This window comes from Atribacterota bacterium (assembly GCA_028703475.1).
Classification (GTDB): Bacteria; Atribacterota; Phoenicimicrobiia; order Phoenicimicrobiales; family Stramentimicrobiaceae; genus JAQVMU01.
The window spans coordinates 1-22,527 of the sequence record JAQVMU010000021.1 but is presented as its reverse complement, the minus strand read 5'-3'; the positions used below and the strand labels follow the sequence as shown (position 1 = coordinate 22,527).

At 29.6% G+C, this 22,527-nt stretch carries 20 protein-coding genes; 19 read left to right on the top strand and 1 reads right to left on the bottom strand.

Annotation, left to right across the window (positions count from 1 at the left end):
- The 3 genes from PHQ99_03950 to holA form a co-directional block, all read left to right on the top strand.
- The coding region (locus tag PHQ99_03950; GenBank protein ID MDD4288725.1) for a ComEA family DNA-binding protein at positions 1–213 on the top strand (213 nt) is incomplete at its 5' end.
- Positions 214–331: 118 nt separating this feature from the next.
- Positions 332–2,617 (top strand): DNA internalization-related competence protein ComEC/Rec2, encoded by a 2,286-nt coding sequence (locus tag PHQ99_03945; protein ID MDD4288724.1) that lies wholly within the window; start codon positions 332–334, stop codon positions 2,615–2,617.
- A 7-nt stretch (positions 2,618–2,624) separates the two neighbouring features.
- Positions 2,625–3,632 carry a DNA polymerase III subunit delta gene (holA, locus tag PHQ99_03940; GenBank protein ID MDD4288723.1) on the top strand — a complete coding sequence of 336 codons (1,008 nt, stop codon included), beginning with the start codon at positions 2,625–2,627 and terminating at the stop codon, positions 3,630–3,632.
- Between the two features lie 10 nt (positions 3,633–3,642).
- On the opposite strand, the gene rpsT is transcribed toward holA, so the two are convergent.
- Entirely contained in the window at positions 3,643–3,957 is a 315-nt protein-coding gene (rpsT, locus tag PHQ99_03935; protein ID MDD4288722.1) for a 30S ribosomal protein S20, read from the bottom strand.
- Positions 3,958–4,074: 117 nt separating this feature from the next.
- Between rpsT and murJ the strand changes: the two genes are divergently transcribed.
- From murJ to ribF, 16 genes are all read left to right on the top strand, one after another.
- Positions 4,075–5,667: a murein biosynthesis integral membrane protein MurJ gene (murJ, locus tag PHQ99_03930; GenBank protein MDD4288721.1), complete on the top strand. Its 1,593-nt coding sequence runs from the start codon at positions 4,075–4,077 to the stop codon at positions 5,665–5,667.
- Positions 5,660–7,459: a translation elongation factor 4 gene (gene lepA, locus PHQ99_03925; protein ID MDD4288720.1), complete on the top strand. Its 1,800-nt coding sequence runs from the start codon at positions 5,660–5,662 to the stop codon at positions 7,457–7,459. Before murJ ends, lepA begins: the two co-directional genes overlap by 8 nt.
- Positions 7,460–7,481: 22 nt before the next feature.
- The gene (hemW, locus tag PHQ99_03920) at positions 7,482–8,618 is read left to right on the top strand and encodes a radical SAM family heme chaperone HemW (GenBank protein ID MDD4288719.1); all 1,137 of its coding nucleotides are present in this window, start codon (positions 7,482–7,484) and stop codon (positions 8,616–8,618) included.
- Between the two features lie 139 nt (positions 8,619–8,757).
- The gene (gene hrcA, locus PHQ99_03915; protein MDD4288718.1) at positions 8,758–9,786 is read left to right on the top strand and encodes a heat-inducible transcriptional repressor HrcA; all 1,029 of its coding nucleotides are present in this window, start codon (positions 8,758–8,760) and stop codon (positions 9,784–9,786) included.
- A 33-nt stretch (positions 9,787–9,819) separates the two neighbouring features.
- Positions 9,820–10,440, top strand: coding sequence for a nucleotide exchange factor GrpE (gene grpE / locus PHQ99_03910; protein ID MDD4288717.1), 621 nt, complete (start codon positions 9,820–9,822; stop codon positions 10,438–10,440).
- Positions 10,441–10,519: 79 nt separating this feature from the next.
- The gene (gene dnaK, locus PHQ99_03905) at positions 10,520–12,475 is read left to right on the top strand and encodes a molecular chaperone DnaK (GenBank protein ID MDD4288716.1); all 1,956 of its coding nucleotides are present in this window, start codon (positions 10,520–10,522) and stop codon (positions 12,473–12,475) included.
- Positions 12,476–12,676: 201 nt separating this feature from the next.
- On the top strand, positions 12,677–13,831 hold the full coding sequence (gene dnaJ / locus PHQ99_03900; protein ID MDD4288715.1) for a molecular chaperone DnaJ: 1,155 nt from the start codon (positions 12,677–12,679) through the stop codon (positions 13,829–13,831).
- 97 nt (positions 13,832–13,928) lie between these two features.
- Positions 13,929–15,257, top strand: a complete 1,329-nt coding sequence (mtaB, locus tag PHQ99_03895) for a tRNA (N(6)-L-threonylcarbamoyladenosine(37)-C(2))-methylthiotransferase MtaB (protein ID MDD4288714.1) — start codon at positions 13,929–13,931, stop codon at positions 15,255–15,257.
- A 273-nt stretch (positions 15,258–15,530) separates the two neighbouring features.
- The gene (nusA, locus tag PHQ99_03890; protein ID MDD4288713.1) at positions 15,531–16,622 is read left to right on the top strand and encodes a transcription termination factor NusA; all 1,092 of its coding nucleotides are present in this window, start codon (positions 15,531–15,533) and stop codon (positions 16,620–16,622) included.
- Between the two features lie 40 nt (positions 16,623–16,662).
- The gene (locus PHQ99_03885) at positions 16,663–16,938 is read left to right on the top strand and encodes a YlxR family protein (protein ID MDD4288712.1); all 276 of its coding nucleotides are present in this window, start codon (positions 16,663–16,665) and stop codon (positions 16,936–16,938) included.
- 92 nt (positions 16,939–17,030) lie between these two features.
- Positions 17,031–18,965 carry a translation initiation factor IF-2 gene (gene infB, locus PHQ99_03880; protein MDD4288711.1) on the top strand — a complete coding sequence of 645 codons (1,935 nt, stop codon included), beginning with the start codon at positions 17,031–17,033 and terminating at the stop codon, positions 18,963–18,965.
- A gap of 3 nt (positions 18,966–18,968) precedes the next feature.
- Complete coding sequence (locus tag PHQ99_03875) at positions 18,969–19,250, top strand: DUF503 domain-containing protein (GenBank protein MDD4288710.1); 282 nt, start codon at positions 18,969–18,971, stop codon at positions 19,248–19,250.
- Positions 19,251–19,287: 37 nt separating this feature from the next.
- Positions 19,288–19,650: a 30S ribosome-binding factor RbfA gene (gene rbfA, locus PHQ99_03870; protein ID MDD4288709.1), complete on the top strand. Its 363-nt coding sequence runs from the start codon at positions 19,288–19,290 to the stop codon at positions 19,648–19,650.
- A 5-nt stretch (positions 19,651–19,655) separates the two neighbouring features.
- Positions 19,656–20,645: a bifunctional oligoribonuclease/PAP phosphatase NrnA gene (locus tag PHQ99_03865; GenBank protein MDD4288708.1), complete on the top strand. Its 990-nt coding sequence runs from the start codon at positions 19,656–19,658 to the stop codon at positions 20,643–20,645.
- 46 nt (positions 20,646–20,691) lie between these two features.
- Positions 20,692–21,648, top strand: coding sequence for a tRNA pseudouridine(55) synthase TruB (gene truB / locus PHQ99_03860; GenBank protein ID MDD4288707.1), 957 nt, complete (start codon positions 20,692–20,694; stop codon positions 21,646–21,648).
- Positions 21,629–22,527, top strand: an 899-nt coding sequence (ribF, locus tag PHQ99_03855) for a riboflavin biosynthesis protein RibF (protein ID MDD4288706.1), incomplete at its 3' end; no start/stop codon positions are given. The genes truB and ribF, both read left to right, overlap by 20 nt.

Here is a 22,527-nt window from a genome sequence, read left to right as displayed (position 1 = left end):
GATGTCTCAACAGAAAATACACTAATTAATATTAACTCGGCGGATTCCAGTCAGCTGGCTTCCTTGCCCGGGATAGGACCTGCTTTAGCTCAAAGAATTTTAGATTATCGAAAAAACAATGGTTTTTTCCAAAATGCTGAGGATATTATGAATGTTGTTGGAATTGGAGAAAAGAGGTTTGAAAGTATAAAGGAGCATATAACTGCCTATTAAACAAGATAATTTATTAACCCAAATAAAGACCCCGCTATTTGCAATATTATTTACTTATATATTTGGAATTGTTCTTTTTGATATTTTTCAGTTTAGTACAATTAAATATTTATTAATTATTTGTTTTTTTCTATTTTTACTTATTTTATTTTCCTGTTTGAAAAAATGTAAGAAGACGAGTATATTAATTTTATTATTTTTTATTCTGTTTGGTATGCTAAATACATCACTCAATTTAACCCCATTTGCATTAAACCATATATACCATTTTAAAGGTAAGGAAGGAACAGTTATTGGTAAAGTCTGCCAGGTTGACATAAATTTTAATGATGGATATCAGGAAATAATTATTGATACACAGACATTCAAGACAAGCCAGAACATCTTTGAGACAAATGGGCGATTATTATTAAAAATATATGAAATTGAAAAGATTGTTGCATTTAATGACATTGTTAAAGCAGAGGTTATTCTAACAGAACCATCTTTACCTGGTAATTATGGTGAATTTAATTATAGGGAATATTTAGCTCAACAAAAAATATTTTTAACTGATAATATAAAAACAAACCAGATTGAAATTATCGGTAATAAAAAAGAAATAAATTTAGCCTCAATTCTAAATGATATTAAAACAAATATAATTGACAAAATTGAAAAAATATACCGCCATACAGATGCAAGAGCGATTATTAAAGCTGTTGTAATAGGGGATAGATCAGAAATAACAGAAGAGTTAAAAGATGTTTTTCAAGTGGCGGGAGTAATGCACATACTGGCTATCTCAGGTTTGCATGTTGGCATAATAGCAATGGTTCTATTTTTGCTATTTAGTACAATATCAGACAATAAACTAAGCAAATCATTTAAATATATATTTATTATAATTATCATGCTTGGGTATGCAGCAATTACAGGTTTTAGACCATCAGTTAGCAGAGCGACGCTAATGTTTATTGTACTTTTGGGAGCAAAATTATTAAATCGGCCTTATAATGTATATAATAGTATTTCAATTGCTGCTTTTTTAATACTGCTGTGGCAGCCTTTATATCTATTTGATACAGGATTTATATTATCATTTACTGCAACTTTTTTTATAATATTTTTAACCCCCATAATGGAGAGTACTTTAAAAGATTGCTTGTTTTTGCTCCCTGATTACTTGGTAAAATCTCTTTCAGTTTCAGCATCCGCCTGGCTTGGAGTCATGCCTTTATCTGCATTTTTTTTCTATAAAATATCTATCATCTCAATCCTATCTAACATTTTGATAGTTCCGGTTATTGGATTCATTATAATATTTGCCTTATTTTCCATATTTTTATCCTTTTTATTTTTACCTTTAGGTAATTTTTTAGCATTGGTTAATAATGGTCTAATATCATTATTAATATTTATAGGAGAAAAACTATCCTTACTACCTTTTGCTTATAGAGATATCGCCCAACCTGGAATACTATCAATTGCCATATATTATATAATTATTGTTTTTATTTTCTATTCACTTAAATATAGATACAATATTAACATTTTAAAAAATAAGATAACTATTTATTCAACTATTATCTTAATATTGTTAGTGATTTCTATTAATATACTAAAACCATCCCCATTATTGGCAGTTCATTTTATTAATGTTGGACAAGGGGATAGTATCCTTATACAAACTCCAGAAAAGCAAAACATTTTAATTGATGGAGGAGGTACGCCTTTTAGTGATTATGATATGGGGAAAAATGTGGTTATTCCATATCTTAGGAGACAAGGTGTTAATCACCTTGATATAATGGTTTTAACACATCCGGATTTAGATCACATGGAAGGACTTTTGCCTGTTTTGGAAGAAATAAAAGTTGATTTAGTTATAGATAGTAATATACCTTGCCAGGAAGAAATTTATAAGGATTTTTTAGCTTTAATTAAAAAAAATGGTAAAACTACTTACCATAAGACACAGGCTGGGGACAAGATTGAAGTTTGTAAAGACATTGATATATTTATAATAAACCCAATATATAGTGATCTTACAATTAATGAAAATAATTTCAATAATAATTCGATTGTGCTAAAATTACGTTATGAAAATATTAATTTTCTATTTACTGGAGACATAGAAGAAGAAATAGAGAAAAAAATATTATCCAATAATGCTTCTTTAAATAGTAATATATTAAAGGTTGCGCATCATGGAAGCATAAGTTCAACAAGCACTAAATTTTTAGATGCTGTAGCACCTGAAGTGGCGGTGATATCTGTTGGTTCAAATAATTTTGGCCACCCACATCCAGATGTAATAAAAAAATTAGAAAATAGGTGCCAGCAGGTATTCAGGACTGATAGAAATGGAACAGTTTTAGTTAAAACCAACGGGAAAAATATTTATATTGATACATTAAGGTGAAATAATTATGGCAACAGAATATATTGACTTCTTTCAATTGCAAAATGATTTTTCTAAAAATAACATAAAAAATATTTATCTTCTTTACGGAGAAGAAGGTTACTTGCATAATAAGGTTATAGAAAATTTTAAAAACTATTATAAAAGGACAGATAAATCTACAAATTTTGAAATATTCTATGGTGAAAATATTGATATTAATAATTTAATTAACTCTATTAATGTGTTACCATTGGGAATCGACAAACAAGTTGTAATTATAAAAAATTATGAAAAAATAAAAAAGGCAATCGCAAAAAAATTAGATATACTTTTGAATAGTGGTTGTTTTCAGAGTAATAACCTGTTAATCCTTTTATCGTGCCATGACAAAAAAATCCCCAGGAATATATCTTTAGAAAACATTAGCAAAACAGGTAAAATTGTTTCGCTTAAGAAACCAAAAACATTTCAAATAAAGCAGTGGATTAAAAAAAAGTTTACCGAAAGTAACACAAGAATATCAGATGAGGCAATATATTATTTACAACAAATAACTGATAATGATATGGGAAAAATTAATAATGAAATAGAAAAAATATTATGCTATTTAGGAGAGGATATCTCTAAGATAGAAAAGAAAGATATTATTAATAGCATCTATGGCTCTGAAGAAGGTAATATTTTTAATTTTGTTGATGCGATTGGTGAGAGAAATACGGAAAAATCTTTAAATATTTTAAGCAAACTAGTAGAAAACGGCTATCATCCATTACAATTACTAACTATGATAAGTAGACAGATGAAATTAATTATGCAGGCAAAGTTATATAAAGTAAATATAAAACAAATGCAGTATGATTTACGCCTTCCTATTTTTGTAATAAACAAAATAGTAAATCAATCAAAATATTTTAAATTAAATAAAATTAGACATACTTTTCGGCTTCTTTTAAATGCAGAAAAAAAATTAAAGACAGGATATTTTAATCCTGTCTTAGTTTTAGAACAACTAATTATTGAGATAACTGAATAGATAAAAATGTTTATTTTTCTTTCTCTTCTTTGCTATCTTGAACGTTTTTATTACTATTAATTTGAGAAAGATTCTTAAGCTTCTTTGCTAATAAAGATTTTTTTCTGGAAACAGTATTTTTTGCTAAAATACCTTTTTGGGCAGCTTTATCCAAGATAGAAACACATTGAAGATGAGCTTGATTGGCATCTTCTAAATTTTCGCTATTAATAGCATTTTCAAATTTCTTTAATAATGTTTTTACTTTTGATTTATAAGCTGAATTTTTTAAACGTTGTCTTTCTGATATTTTAACTCTTTTTATGGCTGATTTAATAATGGGCATATTATGTATCCTTTTTCCTTTCACTAATTATTTTGCTTGTAAATTTTAGCATCTTTTTATGTTAAAATCAAGCTATTGTAAAATGTATTACAATAAATAGATATGAGGTCAACAAGAATGTCAAATAGCAATTACAAAGTTGCAAAATATACTGGTATAGTTATGTTCGCAACACTCTTATGCAGAATATTGGGATTAGGTAGAGAAATAGTAATTTCAAACCAATTCGGTGCAGGGGTGGAAACTGATGCATTTTTTGTTGCATTTATGATACCAAATCTTTTAAGAAGTTTTCTGGGAGAAGGTGCGTTAAATACTACTTTTATACCTGTTTTTTCTGATTACATTACACAGAATAATCAAAAAAAAGCAGATACATTTGCCAGTAATGTCTTAAATATTTTAATACTTGTTCTAATAATTATCATTGTATTAGGAATCTGGGGGGCTCCATTTATTGTTAATATTGTTGCCAGTGGTTTTAGATATGAACCATTAAAATATACATTAACAGTTAATTTAACAAAAATAATGTTTCCTTACATTGGTTTTGCTGCTATAGCAGCCTTATTTATGGGAATATTGAATTCTTATAAGCAATTTTTTATTCCTGCTTTTGCACCGGCTATGTTAAATATTGGAATTATATTATTTGCAGTATTATACTCTGAAAGGCTCGGTATTTACAGTTTGGCATTTGGAGTTATTGTTGGGGGAATAGCACAAGCTTTAATCCATATACCTGCCCTTATTAAAAAAAGATTTCACTATAAATTTACTATTGACTTTAACGAGCCAGGGATAAAGGCACTTTTTACACTTTTAGGGCCTGCTATATTTGGTCTTGCCATAGATAAAATAAATTTTGTCGTCGATAGAATTGTTGCATCATATCTCTCCCATGGGAGTATTTCAGCATTGTATTATGCAAACAGATTAATGCAATTTCCATTAGGAGTATTCGGAATAGCTCTTTCTATTGCAATCCTTCCTACCTTATCCAAAAATTTCTCAAAAAATCAATTTAATGAAATGAAAGAAAATTATTGTTTTGGGATAAAAATATTATCGTTCTTTATACTCCCTTCAACAGTTGCATTGATTGTTTTAAGTCACCCCATAATACGTTTGTTTTATGAACATGGAGTATTTAGTTCCCAGGATACAAGTTTAACCGAAATAGCCCTTGCATGCTATACATTAGGACTGTTCCCTTTAGCAATATTAAGATTGACTATAAGCACTTTTTATGCCTTTAAAGATACAAAAACACCACTAAAAATAGGTGTATTTGTTGTTGTATTTAATATTATATTGGATCTTATATTAGTAAGATATTTAGCCCACGCCGGGATTGCATTAGCAACTTCAATTTCCGCTGCATTCCATTTGATTATTTTAAATCTGGCGTTGCATAAAAAAATTAGTGGAATATTCCAAAAAAAATTAGTTATTTATTTGGGAAAAACTTTATTGGCAGCAGCCATTATGGGCATTGCATGTTGGATTGTATATTATTATTTTGAAATAAGCCTTGACGTAAATGTTAAAATAGTACAGCTTTCCCAGGTTATGATTTCCGGGATCACAGGGTTAATTGTTTATTATATTAGTGGTATAATATTGGGCATTCAGGAATTTCGTAATGCAATAAAAATGATTAAGAATATTGTAAGGGGAAATATGAAGAGAGAGGATATAAATGCATAAAGTAGAACATATAAGAAATTTTTCTATTATTGCACATATAGATCATGGAAAGTCTACTATTGCAGATCGCATTTTAGATTTAACAGAAACTATCAGCCAAAGAGAAAGAAGAGACCAGGTTCTTGACGATATGGATCTGGAAAGGGAAAAGGGGATAACAATTAAATCAAAGGCAGTACGTTTGCTGTACAATGCTGAAAATGGACATCAATACATATTTAATTTAATTGATACTCCCGGTCATGTTGATTTTTCTTATGAAGTATCCCGGAGTTTAGCAGCTTGTGAAGGAGCACTTTTAATAATTGATGCTGCTCAGGGAGTGCAAGCACAGACCATTGCTAATATTCAAATGGCATTAGAAAATAATCTATCCATTATTATAATAATAAATAAAATAGACCTTTCCACAGCAAATCCCAATAAAGTAAAAGAAGAAATCAAGAAAATAGAAGGGTTAAAAGATAGCCCTGTATTTTTGACCAGTGCTAAAGATGGAAGGGGAATAAAAGAAGTAATGGAAGCTATTGTAAAATATATTCCTTATCCAAGAGGAGTCATCAATAATCCTTTGCAGGCTCTTATTTTTGATTCAATCTATAACTCATATCAAGGCTCAATTGTTTATTTAAGAATTGTAAATGGAGAAATAAAACCGGGAATGAAAATACAGACAATGTCTAATCAAAAAACCTATGAGGTTAACGAGATAGGAGTTTTTACTCCCAAAAGAAAAAAGGTTAGCCAATTATCCGTAGGAGAAGTTGGATATTTAGCAGCTGGGTTTAAGGATGTTAGTCTGACTAAAGTCGGAGATACTATAACTGATGCCAATAATCCTTCTGAAAAAAGATTGCCAGGTTATAAAAAAGTATCTCCTGTTGTTTTTTGCAGTATATATCCTGTTGAAAATGAGGATTATCAAAACCTAAAATATGCACTTGACAAATTAAGCCTTAATGACTCCTCGATCAGCTATATAGCAGAAAATTCTCCTGCACTGGGATTTGGGTTTAGATGTGGATTTTTGGGATTATTGCATATGGAGATAATCCAGGAACGATTAGAAAGAGAATATCAAATTCAACTAATTGCTACGACTCCAAGTGTAGTATATCGGGTTCATTTAAAGAACAAGCAGGTAGTTGAAATAAATAACCCTTCTTCGCTTCCAGAAGTTAATAATATTGATTATGTTGAGGAACCATTTATCAAATTAACAGTTGTGCTTCCCAGTCAATTCCTGGGAGGAATAATGGAACTAGTTCAAGATAGAAGAGGTGTTTTTCAGAACCTGGAATACCTTGACCAGGACAGAGCCCGCTTGATTTACAATTTGCCATTAAATGAGATTATGTTAGATTTTTATGATAAGGTAAAATCTATAAGCAAAGGGTATGCCAGTATTGATTATCAAATTAGTAGCTATCAGACATCACCATTAACAAAAGTTGATATATTAGTTAATCAGGAAGTTGTTGACAATCTTTCCTTTATTTCACATAAAGACAAAGCCCACCTTAGAGCTCGTAAATTAGTGGAAAATTTGAAAACAGTTATCCCGCGCCAAATGTTTGATGTGCCTATTCAGGCGAAGATTAATCAGAAAATTATTGCACGCTCAACCGTAAGGGCTTTAAAGAAAGATGTTTTGGCAAAATGCTATGGAGGAGATATTACAAGAAAAAGAAAATTGTTAGAGAAACAAAAAGCTGGTAAAAAAAGAATGAAAAAAGTGGGCAGAGTTGAAATACCCCAAGAAGCTTTTATGAGCGTTTTAAAGGTAGATTAAGAGTAAAGAGTGAAAAAATAATATGAATATATCACTATATATACATATTCCATTTTGTAATTCAAAATGTCCTTATTGCGATTTTTATTCAATAGTTCCTGATGATGAGGCATTAAAGGAAAATTACCTTGATGCGTTAAAAAGGGAAATTATAATTTACAGTCAAAAATATCCTCAAATTAACATTCAATCTATATATATAGGTGGTGGAACTCCTACTGTTTTAAAAGGCCAACAAATTTTTGAAATTATACAAACATGTTTTGATAAATTCAATGTTAATAAGGAAATAGAAGTGACAATAGAAAGCAATCCGGAATCCTTCAACTATGATAAAGCACAAAATATTTTTGAATCAGGCATTAATAGAATCAGCATCGGAGCTCAGTCTTTTAACAATAAATTACTCGAAAGTATTGGACGAATACATGATAAGCATGCAATAATAAAAAGTTATCAAATCGCCAGAGATATTGGATTTAACAATATAAATATTGATTTAATGTTTGGGCTTCCCGGACAATCCGTAATACAATTTATGAAAACATTAGAGAAGGCTAATCTTCTACACCCGGAACATATTTCAATTTATTCACTATCTGTTGAGCCAAAAACAATATTTTCAAAATTATTTAAAAAGGGTACACTAAACATTCCTTCAGATGATATTGTTTACGAAATGTATAAAAACGCAATTACGATTCTTCAAGACAATGAATACGAACAATATGAAATTTCTAATTTTTCAATTCAAAAAAAGGAATGTTTTCATAACATCCGATACTGGAAAAATTGTCCATATTTAGGTGTTGGTGCATCAGCAGTTTCATATATTGAAAAAAATCGATATAAAAATATAAGTGATGTAAATAAATACACCTATTTTTTAAAACATAATATTTTGCCGGTTGAGACAAAAGAAGTCCTCCCATTAAAAGAAGAGATGAGTGAAACAGTAATTTTAAATTTAAGGATGATGGAAGGTATAGCAAAGCAGGATTTTATTAACAGGTTTAATGTTCCCATTGAAAGTATTTTTGGAAAACAATTATCTTATTTAAAAGAAAATAAATTAATAGAAAGCAATGATTCACACTATTTTTTAACTGAAAGGGGAATATTTATATCAAATACAGTTTTTGTAGAATTCCTGAACTAAAAGATGTAACAGTTATAAATAAGAAGTAACTGTCATTATTATTATTTAGTTTGTGGACTTGACAAAAAATTTGGTGAGTGTTATCTTATTTAAGTAATTAGCACTCTCTTAAGCAGAGTGCTAATTATAGGTGGTAATTATGGTTATAAATGATAGAATGAAAATTATACTAAATACTGTTGTATACCGGTATATTACTGAGGCAGAGCCGGTTGGATCAGAAATGATTGTAAAGAATTATGATTTAAATGTTAGCTCTGCTACTGTAAGACACGATATGCAAGTATTGGAAAAATTAGGTTTTTTGAAAAAGCCCCATACATCAGCAGGTCGTGTACCTACTGATAAGGGTTATCGATTCTATGTAGATAATTTAATGTTAAAAAGGATTTACAAATTAAGCCAGACGGAAAAAGATGAAATATCTGAACACTACAGGATAAGAAAAGAATTTAATGAGATTATGCGAATTACATCAAAACTTATTTCGAGATTGACAAATAATCTTGGTGTTGTATTAGCACCAAATATGGTTGGAGATACACTGAAAGATATTCATTTTATTTTATTGGATAATAATAGAATACTGGTTACCCTGATTACTAGTAGTGGACTTTTTTTTCAAAAAATAATGAAAGTAAACTTTGAAATATCTGAAGATAATTTAGAGACTATAGCTATGATTATAAAGAAAGAATTTTATGGGAAAAGCCTGGAATTATTAAATGATGAGATTTTGGAAAAAATTTATCACTTTTATTATAAATACCAGACACTGGACGCGATTTGGAAGCTTATTGAAAAATGTTTTGATTTTAAATATGAAGAGGAAAATATTTTTTTAGGAAATCGTTGTTATATCATAAAACAACCTGAATTCAAGGAAATCGAAAAATTGAATTATCTATTTGATTTTATTGAAGAAGAAAAAAACCTGGTTCAAATAATTAAAAAAACTCTGTTAGATAAAGAACTTGATATTGCTATCGGAAGTGAGTTAGGTCAAAAGGTAATGGAGGATTGCAGTGTAATTACAAAAAAATATTATATTCAAGGAAAGCCGATGGGGGCTATAAGCGTACTTGGGCCAACACGCATGAATTACCCTAAAGCATTATCAATATTGGATTTTATTGCCAGCAGATTGACTAAAATACTATCAGAATAGATTATCATTATAATGTATTGACGGAGGCTACGAATGAATGAGAAGATGAAAAAAGATGTTGAAGATAAAATGAATAATGCCAAAGATAAATATTCAAAGATGAAAAAAAATGATTTAATTGAAATATTAACTGATAAGAATGACAAAATAAATAATTTAGAGGCAGAATTAGATGTATTAAAAGATGAGTTTTGCAATATTAAAAATAATGAAAAACTTTATAAGAACCAATTACTTAGAATGCAGGCAGATTTCGAAAACTATAAAAAAAGAGAAGAAAAGAAGAAAAAAGATTTCATGGAATATGCTAATAAAGATTTGATATGTCAACTTTTATCAGTTATAGATAATTTAGAAAGAGCTGCATTATACTCTAAAAATGATGATAAAAATAATATTGAATCTGTAAAAGAAGGAATTGAGGGAATTTTAAAAGAACTCCATAAAATATTAGAAAAAGAAGGATTAAAACCTATAAATGCAGTTGGAGAGAAATTTGATCCGTACTGCCACGAAGCAATTATGCAAGTTGAATCAGATAAATTCCCTGAAGATACTGTAACAGAAGAAATCACAAAAGGTTATTATTTGAAATCGAATGTGATAAGGCCATCAGTTGTAAAAGTATCTAAAGGTAAAAAAGAATCATGTTAGGATGATAAGAATAATAATTTAAATTAATACAAAAAAAGTAATAATTAATATAAATATATTTAAGGAGGAAATTAAGATTATGGCTAAAGCGATTGGTATAGACTTAGGTACTACAAATTCGGTTGTATCTGTCATGGAAGGCGGGCAACCTATAGTTATAGAAAATAAAGAGGGGAGTAGAACAACTCCATCAGTTGTTGCTTTTAGTAAAAAAGGTGAAAGACTTGTTGGTTTATTGGCTAAAAGACAGGCTGTAACTAATTCTAAAAATACAATTTATTCTGTGAAGCGGTTTATAGGTAGACGATTTAATGATCCTGAAGTTCAGGAAATAAAAAAAGTATTATCCTATGATATCGTTGAGGGTGAGCATACGAATGTAATGATTAAGTCAAAAGATAAAGAGTATAGCCCACAGGAGATTTCTGCAATGATTTTGCAAAAGCTAAAGCAGTCTGCAGAGGATCATATAGGTGAAGAAGTCAAGGACGCGGTTATTACTGTACCTGCTTATTTTAATGACAATCAGAGAGAAGCTACTAAGGCAGCAGGTAGAATTGCTGGATTAAATGTACTTAGAATTATAAATGAACCCACAGCAGCATCACTTGCATATGGATTGGATAAGAAAAAAAGTGAAAAAATTGCTGTCTTTGATCTTGGAGGGGGGACATTTGATATCTCTATTCTTGACATAGGTGAAGGCATTTTTGAGGTTAAATCGACAAATGGTGATACATTTTTGGGTGGAGATGATTTTGATCAACGCGTTATAAATTGGCTAATTGATAACTTTAAGAAAGATCAGGGAATCGATTTAAGCAAAGATCAAATGGCATTGCAAAGACTAAAGGAAGCATCAGAAAAAGCCAAATGTGAGCTGTCATCATCTGTTGAAACTGATATAAATTTACCATTTATTACAGCTGATGCAAGCGGACCTAAACATTTGAATTATACTTTAACCAGAGCAAAGTTAGAGCAATTGACCGATGATCTTTTAGAAAGAACTATTGAACCATGTAAAAAAGCATTATCTGATGCAAAGTTAACAGCAAATGATATCGATGAAGTTATTTTGGTAGGCGGACAAACCAGAATGCCCAAAGTGCATGAAATAGTCAATAAAATATTTGGAAAAGAACCACATAAGGGAGTAAACCCTGATGAGGTTGTAGCCATGGGGGCAGCTATTCAAGCCGGCAAACTAAAAGGTGAAGTAAAAGACATACAATTATTAGATGTGACCCCTTTGTCATTAGGAATAGAAACTCTGGGTGGAGTTTTTACTAAGCTGATTGAAAAAAATACCACTATTCCGGCATCCAGACAGCAAATATTTTCAACTGCAACTGATAGCCAAACTGCTGTAGATATAAATGTCTTACAAGGCGAAAGACCTATGGCTAAAGACAACACCAGTTTAGGGCGTTTCCAGTTAGTGGGTATTCCACCTGCACCAAGAGGTATTCCTCAAATCGAGGTGTCATTTGATATTGATGCCAATGGTATACTTAATGTTAAAGCCAAAGACAAAGGTACGGGAAAAGAACAAAAAATTACTATTAAACACTCTAGCGGTTTAACAGAAGAAGAAATACAGAAGAAAGTTAAGGAAGCAGAACAATATGCAGAAGATGATCGTAAGCAAAAAGAAAAAGTTGAACTCAATAATCAGGCAGATACTTTGATTTATAGCACAGAAAAAACATTAAAAGATGCCGGTGATAAAGTCAGTGACAGTATAAAAAATGAAATAAATGATCATATAAGCCAGTTGAGAAAGGCTATGCAGGTAGATAATATTGAAGAAATGAAATCAGGGATAGAAAAACTTACTAACTCCTCTCATAAATTAGCTGAGGAAATGTACAAACAATCTTCCGATCAGAATCAGCAGCAACAAGCCCAATCTAATGAAACTGGAAATTCCACAGATAGTCAGTCTCAACAGGAATCTAATGATACGCAAAAAGATGAAAAAGTATATGATGCTGAATATCAGGAAGAGAATGATAATAATAAAAATAAATAATTGAAAAAGTAATTATTATTAAAAAATAATTGTCGAATTTCCTTTATATTAAAATGAAAATGATATAAGGGAAATTCGACAATTAAATAAATTAGAAAAAAAAACAAATAAATCATAAATACAGTAAAATTAAATGTTTATCATTAAATATTCTTATTATAAAAAATTATTGTAATTACAATCTTAAAGGGGATTAATATTTTGGCAAAAAAAGATTATTACCAAATCCTAAATATTAGTAAAGATGCAAGTCAGGAAGAAATAAAAAAAGCATATCGAAAGTTAGCATTGAAATATCATCCAGATGCTAATCCGGATAATAAAAAAGAGGCAGAAAGTAAATTTAAAGAAATTGGAGAAGCCTATTCAGTATTAAGTGATCCCGAAAAGAGGGCAAGGTATGATCAGTTCGGTTCTGCTGATACTTCTGATTCAGGAGCTGGCTTCGACTTCAGGAATTTTTATGGAGAAGGCACGGATGATTTCGGAAGCTTTAGTGATATATTTGAATCTTTTTTTGGTGGAGGAAGTTCAAGGAGAACATACGGAAGAGAAAGGGCCAAAAAAGGAACCAGTTTAAGATATAATTTAGAAGTTACACTTAAGGAAGCAGCATTTGGTACCGAAAAAAAGATTGAAATACCAACCTGGCAAGATTGCAGTCATTGCAAAGGAACTGGTTCAGAACCTGGCACATCTAAAAAGACATGCCCGGATTGTAATGGCAGTGGAGAAATAAGGATGACCCAAAATACATTCTTTGGTCAATCGATTAATATACAGACATGCCCCAGGTGTAAAGGAACTGGCCAAATTATAGAATCTCCATGCAAGTTTTGTTATGGTTCTGGAAAAGTAAAAACAAAAAAAACTATAACTGTCAAAATTATTCCCGGTGTAGAGAGTGGACATAGGCTCAGGTTAGCTGGAATGGGTGAACCTGGTGAAAATGGTGGTCCTCCAGGTGATATTTTTATAGTTATCAATGTCAAAAAACATCCGCTTTTCAAGCGAAATGGCACAGATATTTATTGTGAACATAAAGTCAGTGTAGCAAAAGCTATTCTTGGAGGAGAAACATCAGTACCCACTTTGGATGGAAATGTTAAAATGAAAATACCTTCAGGAACTCAAAGTAATACTGTATTTCGGTTAAGAGGAAAAGGTGCTTATAAGCTTGGAAGCAAAATAAGAGGGGATGAACATGTAAAAATTATTGTTGAAGTACCAAAAAATTTAAGTCAAAAAGCGAAAAAACTTATTTATGAACTTGCCCAGGAAACTGGAGAAGATTTAAATAAAATAGGAGAAAAAAATTTTTTTGAGAAAGTAAAAGAGACATTTTCAAAAAAATAAAATTTAGTAATGTTAAAAAAATATATAATTCATAATCATTCAATTATTATTAACATAATATTAGTCAATAAAGATATATATTATTCTGGTGTATGAAGTGCCAATAAATGTTGCTTTTAAAACTATTGGGTGTAAAGTAAATCAGTATGAAACAGGTAGTCTGAGACAGGCTTTTCTTGAAAATGGATATATTATAAACAATTTTAACGATAAGGCTGATATTTATATTATTAACACTTGCGCTGTTACCAAAGAGGCTGTACGAAAATCAAAACAAATGATTAGAAAAGCCGTAAGACAAAATCCTTCAGCAATTATTATCGCAACAGGTTGTGTTATTGAAGCAAACCTATCTGAATTAAAAGATATCAATATTTCAAATTATTACTTGATAAGCAATTACTATAAGGATTCTATTTTCTCAATATTTAAAGATATAAAACAAAAAAATAGTAAAAAAACTATTTATTATAAACCGGCAAGCCAAATAGCCTACTATTCCAATAATGATTTTTTTAATTTTAATGAGCATGTTCGGGGATTAATAAAAATCCAGGATGGTTGTGAACAATTTTGCAGTTATTGTATTATTCCTTATCTTCGTGGAAGAGCTAGAAGCAGAACGATAGAAAATATCATGGCAGAAGCTAAAAATCTAATATCAAATGGCCATAGTGAAATAGTTTTATTGGGTATTAATTTAGGTAGCTACGGGAATGATTTAAAAGAAAATAAATCCAGTTTACAATTATTAATCCAAAAAATGGAAAAAATAGAGGAAATTAATAGAATTAGGCTAAGCTCGATAGAACCGCCATGGGTTACTGATAATCTGATTGATTTGTTTTCTAAATCTTCAAAGATTTGTCATCATCTTCATATTCCTTTGCAAAGTGGTGATGATAATACTCTTTTTCTAATGAACCGAAAGTATAATACTGAACAATATGAAAGGATAGTTAGAAAGTTAAAAAAGAAGATGCCTCACATTGCAATAACTACTGATGTTATTGTGGGTTTTCCTGGTGAAGACAATCACTCTTTTGAAAAAACTTATGAATTTATAAAAAAAATGGGTTTAGCGCGCGTACATGTTTTTCCCTTTTCAGAGAGAAAATCAACACTTGCTTCATTGTTGCCTGGTAAGGTTAAACCTGATATTATAAAAGAGAGAGTAAAAATTCTTAATTGTTTGTCTAAACAACTCCAAAGGAATTTTTTTATTAAAAACATCGGGAAGAAGAAAAATGTTTTAATAGAATATCTGGGTAAAAAAAATAACAAAAATAATATTTGCGGGCTAACTGATAATTATATAAAAGTATGTGCATGTGAAGATGTTGATAAAATAAAGATAGGAGAAATGGTAAAAATAGAATTAAAAAAAGTTAATGAATCCTATGTAGAAGGTGAATTGATAAGATAAACCAAAATTTAGGAGAATATAAAATTAATTTAATAGTGAAAGGAAATATTTTTTAAACAAATAACCGTAATACAATTGTATTAAAAATAGAATTATTTATATCTTTGATATTTTTTCTTTCTGTGCTATAATATAATAAATATTAAAAATTTTTTAAAAAGAGTGGTTTCTGAACCACTCTTTTGTTTTGTAATTTAGATATTTTAGTTGTGGTTACTAAAAATCCTATAATTTTGTTTCCAAAATAATTATGGGAGGAGAAAAAATAGAAATATGAATATAAACATAGATTTAATAAAAATATTAGACGAAATCGAAAAAGAGAAAGGTATTTCAAAAGAAGTATTGATTGATACTATTGAAACATCCCTTGTTTCAGCTTATAAGAAAAATTATGCCCAAGGTAAAAGCAATGTTGAAATAGTTTTTAGTAAAGAAACTGGTAAAGTACAGGTATTTACAAAAAAAACGGTCGTAGAATCAGTTAAAAATCAATCAACTGAAATTGATATGGAGCAAGCTAAGAGACTTAAAAAAGGAATTATTTCTATAGGTGAAGATATTAATATTGAAATAACACCAAAAGAATTTGGAAGAATTGCTACCCAAACTGCCAAACAAGTAATTGTTCAAAAAATAAGAGAAGCCGAAAGAAAAGCGGTTTATGATCGCTATATTGATAAAGTTAGGGATATTGTAACTGGTACAATACAACGACAGGAAAGTTATAATATAATTGTTGATTTAGGTAAGGCTGAAGCAGTATTACCATTAAACGAACAAGTAAGAACAGAGAATTATTCTAAAGGTAAAAGAATGAAATTTTACATCATAGAGGTTAAAAAAACCTCAAGAGGGCCTAGGATTCTTCTTTCAAGAACCCATCCCGACTTGCTCAAAAGACTTTTTGAATTAGAAGTTCCAGAAATTCATGAAGGTTTGGTAGAAATAAAATGCATAGCCAGGGAAGCAGGTAAACGATCAAAGATAGCAGTTGATAGCAGGGACGATATGATTGATTCAATTGGATCATGCATTGGTGATAGAGGTTCCAGAATAAAATCTATAATGACAGAACTTCAAGACGAAAAAATAGATGTTATTAAATGGAATCAAGACGAAAAAACATTTATTGCCAACTCACTTAACCCTGCAAAAGTACTATTTGTCAAACTAATTGAAAATGAAAAAAGAGCATTAGTTGTTGTTGATGATCAGCAATTATCACTATCAATAGGCAAAGAGGGGCAAAATGCTAGGTTAGCAGCAAGATTAACAGGATGGAAAATTGATATTAAGAGTGATTCTCAATATAAAAAAGAATCTAATAATGAAAAAGACAATAATTCAGATAAAATTTCCTAATAATTACTAAAAGTTAAATATTAATTTTGGGATTATGTTAATGAAAAATATAAAGAAAATACCACTTAGAACCTGTATAGGTTGTAAAGAAAAAAAACAAAAAAAAGAATTAATTAGAATTATAAGAAATTCTGATGGAAGGATTGAGATAGATATCACCGGTAAAAAATCAGGTCGAGGAGCTTATGTATGTTATAATATAGAATGTTTTGAGAAAGCACTCAAAAGGGGAAGATTGCAAAATGCACTTAAAACAGAAATAACAGAAAATACTATTATAGAATTACAGAAAAGTTTTAATAATTGTATTGATTAAATTGATAAAAAAATATTGTTAGTAAAATTACTATAATATTTCTATTACCCAGCTCACCGAATTGAGTCCGGTTTATATGGAGGTCATAGCTTATGAAAAAAAGAGTATATGAAGTAGCTGAAATTTTAAAGATTCCAACTAAGGAGTTAATTGTATTTCTTAAAAAAGAAGGCATAAATGTTAAGAATCACATGAGCACTCTTGATGATGAAACAATAGAAATAATTCAAGAAGCTATACTTGAAGAAGGAAAAAAAGAGAATATCTCAGAAAAAGAAAAAAAGAAAGCAATTGTACTGAATAAAATTCCCAGTTTGAAGGATTTGTCAAAACAACTAAAAATACCTTTAACAAAGGCAATGCAACAGATATCAAAATATGGGAGCATTAGTTCAGTCGACAAAGAATTACCCTGGTCTATCGCTAAACTATTATACGAACAACATGATTATGATGTTGATATTTCGTCAAAACTAAAAAAAGAGTTAAAATCAAAGAATATTAGCGAGGTAAAACATTCTATAATTACAAAATCTCCGGTCATTACAATAGTTGGGCATGTAGATCATGGAAAGACAACTCTTTTGGATATGATTAGAAAAACAAATGTTACCAAGCAAGAAGAAGGGGGTATTACCCAGCAGATTGGAGCATATGTAGTTAATCTTAAAAAAAATCGTTTTGTCTTTATTGATACTCCAGGCCATGAGGCTTTTACTTCAATGCGAGCTCGTGGAGTTAAGGCTACTGATATTGTTGTTTTAGTTGTAGCTGCAGATGACGGTATTATGCCCCAGACAGTTGAAGCAATAAATCACGCCAAGGCAGCAAATGTTCCAATAATCGTTGCTATTAATAAAATTGACAAGGCAAATGCAAATATTGAAAGAGTAAAAAAAGATTTATCTAAGTACCAATTAGTACCTGAGGATTGGGGAGGAGATACTCTTGTTGCTGAAATATCCGCTCTTCAGGGGAAAGGTATAAATGAATTATTGGAGTTAATATCCATTCAGGCAGAAATGTTAGAATTAAAAGCATCTCCGGATCTTCCGGCTAGCGGGATAATAATTGAAACAAAATTGGATAAAAGAAGAGGAATTCTCGCAACAGTTTTAATACAGGATGGACATTTAAATGTGGGGGATTATTTTGTAGTTGGCACAGCGTATGGAAAAGTAAAAAGCTTGATGGATGACAATGGCAATAATGTAAAATTTGTTGGACCATCAACCCCTGTAGAAATAACGGGATTTAATAAAATGCCGGCAGCAGGAGATATTTTTCAAGTAGTTGCTGATGATAATTTTGCAAAAACAATTATCGGCGGGAGAGAATTGGAAGAAAAAAGAAAACAAAAAATCAGCAATTCAAAGGTTTCTTTAGATAATCTTTTTGAAGAAATGACCAAAGGTAAGATAAAAGAATTAAATGTTATTTTAAAATCAGATACACAGGGTTCTCTCGATGCTATCAAAGGAACACTTTCAAATTTAGGAAATGAGGAAGTGGACTTGAAAGTTATACATGATGGTATTGGAACAATTAGTGAAACTGATATTATGCTTGCTTCTGCTTCTAATGCTTTAGTAGTTGGGTTTAATGTTAATATTGATGCAAACGCACAAAAAATGGCCAAAAAAGAAGATATTGATATAAGAACATATGGTATTATCTATGATTTGATCGATGAAATTAAGGCTGCTTTAAAAGGTTATCTTAAACCTAAATTAGAAGAGGTAATCAATGGAAGGGCTGAAGTAAGAGAGATATTTAAAATCCCAAAAATAGGAATTGTTGCCGGATGTTATGTTATAGATGGAAAATTATCATCAAAAGACTTTATTCGCGTTATGAGAGAAGATAATAAGATATACGAAGGGAAGGAATTTTCATTAAAACGGTTTAAGGAAGATGTAAAAGAAGTGAATGCCGGATATGAATGTGGTGTTAATATAGATAATATTGATGATATTCAAGTAAAAGACATTATAATATTTTATAATTTTAAAGAAGTTAAAAGATAAAAAATGTTAATTGGTATTTGTAAGCTTTATTTATATATACCAAAATGTTATTCACTAAAAAATAAAAGAAGTATATTAAAGGGTTTTATTTATCGACTCAGAAAAAAATATAATATTTCTATTTCTGAAATTGGACAGAAGGATATATGGAAAAATACTATTATTGGTATTAGCTATATAAGTGAACACAGAGAAATAATTGATAAATCTTTTGAAAATATTATAAAAGACATTGAAAATAATCCAGAAATAGAATTGGTAGATTATAATATCAGTATTATATAATGATTAATATAATATTATTTTAAAAAGGATAATTCATATGGTTTTGGAACAAAAAAAGAAACATTTTGAAAAATTATTAAAAAGAAACATAAGCCATATTATTCATAATAGAACCAAAGACCCCAGGATAGGTTTTACAACAATAACAAGGATAATACTTTCTGATGATTTACACAATGCAAAAGTGTTTATCTCTGTTTTGGGGAGTAAGGAAGAACAACACAAAACGATGGATGGTTTATCTAGCGCAACAAATTTTATCCGTTCTGAATTAGCTTTTGGTTTAAAAAAATATAGATTCACACCCCATATATCATTTCATTATGACAAAGATTTAGAGAAAGTTCACCAGCTTATGGAACAATTTTACAAACTTAACAAAGAGAAAGAAGCTGATTAAAACATATGTATAATACTAAATTAAGTGAATTAGCTAAAACTATTGCTAAATACAACAACTACATTGTTAGCTCACATACTAATCTTGATGGTGATGCGTTAGGTTCTGAGTTAGCTGTTTTTTTTATGCTGAAGAATCTTAATAAAAATGTTCAAATAATCAATCACGAAAAACCACCTGAGATATATAATTTTTTGCCAGGTATAGAAGAAATATATTATCCGGGGAAAAATAATGATCATGGTTTACTCAATAATAAAAGTGATGTGATACTAATTATCGTTGATTGCAGCAATTTGGAGAGAATAGGTGATATTGGTGTAGATATGGACAAGATAAAGTTTATTATCAATATTGATCACCATCCAAGCAATACATTTTTTGGAAAATATAATTATATTGATAAAGGTGCTTCATCAGTTGGAGAAATGCTGTTTGATTTGGGACAAGAAATCAAATGTACTTTTTCAAAAGAAATGGCAATTACTATGTACACTGCAATTGTAACAGATACTGGTTCATTTCGTTATTCAAATACAAGTGCTAAGACTTTTTGGGTTTCTTATAAATTAATAGAAATGGGAGTAAACCCAAGCCGTGTAGCAGATTATGTTTATAATAATAATAAGCCTTCTACTTTGAAATTATTAGGAGAAGCCCTCCGAAGGATTAAAACCAATTCTTCATTAAAAATATCCTGGACTTTTGTCACCAGAAAGATTCTCAAAGATACACAAGCTGATGATGAAGAAGTAGAAGGAATTGTAGACAAAATTCTTTCCATAAAAAATGTTCAAGTGTCAGTTTTTTTTAGAGAAACAAAGGATGGTCCTATAAAGGTAAGCTTCAGATCTAAAGGGAATTTTAATGTTGATAAATTTGCTAGGCAGTTTGGAGGAGGAGGCCACCCAAATGCAGCTGGTTGTATTATAGAAGATGAAATAAATAAAACTGTCGAACAAGTTATTAAGAAATTGCAATCCGAGCTAAATTAATTAATAAAAAAGGATTTTTCTCTCATTTTATATTTACTTTCATATTATGATAAATGGTATATTAAATATTAACAAACCTGAAGGAATTACTTCAGCAAAAGTTGTAGCAAAAATAAAAAAATCTTTTGAATTAGGTAAAGTGGGACATGCTGGAACACTGGATCCATTTGCAACTGGGGTTTTGCTTATATGTATTAACCGTGCAACCAAGGCTGCTCAATATTTATCCGGTTTAGACAAAGAATACATAGGAACAATGATTTTAGGAGTTACAACCGACACACAGGATTTAGACGGAAAAGTACTCAGGATAAGAAAAGTCAGCAAAAAGGAATTAGATACTTATAAAATTCATAAAATTTTTGATAGCTTTAAAGGAATTATATATCAAAGGCCCCCTATGTTTTCTGCGATAAAATATAAAGGTTCGCGGCTTTACAATTTAGCAAGAGAAGGCATTAAAGCCGATGTTGGGTTACGCAAAGTAAAAATTCATAAATTAAATATAATGAAAATAAAAAATGGTTTTTATCCAAGTATAACTTTTAATGTTCAATGTTCAAAAGGAACATATATAAGAACTATATGCCATGATATTGGAGATGCATTAGGTTACGGGGCTTTTTGCTCCAGTCTAAAAAGGACAAAAATCAGTAATCATACCATAGCACAATCAGTAGATTTGGACTATTTCTTAAAAATGCCAATTGAAAAAATGTATCAAAATATAATACCAATAGACAAGGCTTTAGATCATATAAATAAAATAATACTAATAAAAAACAAACAATTAATTGTTAGAGTAAGAAATGGTTGCTTTTTCTCTGAAAATGAAATAATAAAAAAAATTATTAAATCCAGGGGTATGGGTTTAGAAGATAGATTTAGGGTTTATACAGGTTATGGTAAATTTATCGGTATTGCAAAAATGTCTAAAATCAAAAATGAAAAAATAAATAATTACAAGATTGAAAAACTATTTTATGAAAATAATCAACTATAGTGATAATAATAATTATAAAATAATTGAAAAGGGTAAATTGAATTATATTGCATTAGGTTTTTTTGATGGTATACATTTAGGTCACCAGACTATTCTAAAATTATGCGTAGATGAGGCTCAAAAAGTGAATGCGGTCAGCACAGCAATTCTTTTTGAGCCTCATCCGGATAAAGTCATTCATGGCTTAAAAAAATATTATCTTTTGACACCTCTTGAAGAGAGAATTAAAAAAATTGAAAATCTTAATGTTCAGCAAATAATCGTTATTAATTTTAACAATAAATTTCAAAAGATAACAGCTGAGAATTTTATAGTAAATATATTATTAAAAAAATTTAACATGGGTGCAGTTTTTGTTGGATATAATTATCATTTTGGATTTAAAAAAAGAGGAAATACCGAACTAATTAAAAAATATGGTTATGACTATAACTACAAGACATATATCATAAACAAAAAAACAATAAATGGTTTTTATAATATCAGTAGTACAATAATTAAAAAACTTCTTAAAGAAGGAGATATTGAAAGCGCAAACAAATTATTAGGATATCATTATGAAATTATTGGAAAAGTAGTTCATGGTGATAAAAGAGGAAGCACTGCTCTTTCTTTTCCAACAGCAAATTTGGAAATTAATGATGAAAAGCTTTTACCAAAAAATGGTGTTTATGTCGCTTTTGCTACTTTTGGGGATAAAAAATATAGATCTTTAGTGAATATTGGATTTAGGCCGACTATTAAGCAAAAAAACAAGAATATCTCCGTTGAAGTTTTTATTTTTGATTTTTGTGATGAAATATATAATGATATATTGTCAATAAATCTTTTAAAAAGAATAAGAAGTGAAAAATGCCTTGCAAGCCTGAATGACTTGGC

What these genes read in the sequence shown, in the direction of transcription:
- holA (MDD4288723.1), top strand. Translation starts at nt 2,625, where the DNA reads ATGGCAACAGAATATATTGACTTCTTTCAATTGCAAAATGATTTTTCT.
- rpsT (MDD4288722.1), bottom strand. Translation starts at nt 3,957, where the DNA reads ATGCCCATTATTAAATCAGCCATAAAAAGAGTTAAAATATCAGAAAGA.
- murJ (MDD4288721.1), top strand. Translation starts at nt 4,075, where the DNA reads ATGTCAAATAGCAATTACAAAGTTGCAAAATATACTGGTATAGTTATG.
- lepA (MDD4288720.1), top strand. Translation starts at nt 5,660, where the DNA reads ATGCATAAAGTAGAACATATAAGAAATTTTTCTATTATTGCACATATA.
- hemW (MDD4288719.1), top strand. Translation starts at nt 7,482, where the DNA reads ATGAATATATCACTATATATACATATTCCATTTTGTAATTCAAAATGT.
- hrcA (MDD4288718.1), top strand. Translation starts at nt 8,758, where the DNA reads ATGGTTATAAATGATAGAATGAAAATTATACTAAATACTGTTGTATAC.
- grpE (MDD4288717.1), top strand. Translation starts at nt 9,820, where the DNA reads ATGAATGAGAAGATGAAAAAAGATGTTGAAGATAAAATGAATAATGCC.
- dnaK (MDD4288716.1), top strand. Translation starts at nt 10,520, where the DNA reads ATGGCTAAAGCGATTGGTATAGACTTAGGTACTACAAATTCGGTTGTA.
- nusA (MDD4288713.1), top strand. Translation starts at nt 15,531, where the DNA reads ATGAATATAAACATAGATTTAATAAAAATATTAGACGAAATCGAAAAA.
- PHQ99_03885 (MDD4288712.1), top strand. Translation starts at nt 16,663, where the DNA reads ATGAAAAATATAAAGAAAATACCACTTAGAACCTGTATAGGTTGTAAA.
- infB (MDD4288711.1), top strand. Translation starts at nt 17,031, where the DNA reads ATGAAAAAAAGAGTATATGAAGTAGCTGAAATTTTAAAGATTCCAACT.
- PHQ99_03875 (MDD4288710.1), top strand. Translation starts at nt 18,969, where the DNA reads ATGTTAATTGGTATTTGTAAGCTTTATTTATATATACCAAAATGTTAT.
- rbfA (MDD4288709.1), top strand. Translation starts at nt 19,288, where the DNA reads ATGGTTTTGGAACAAAAAAAGAAACATTTTGAAAAATTATTAAAAAGA.
- PHQ99_03865 (MDD4288708.1), top strand. Translation starts at nt 19,656, where the DNA reads ATGTATAATACTAAATTAAGTGAATTAGCTAAAACTATTGCTAAATAC.
- truB (MDD4288707.1), top strand. Translation starts at nt 20,692, where the DNA reads ATGATAAATGGTATATTAAATATTAACAAACCTGAAGGAATTACTTCA.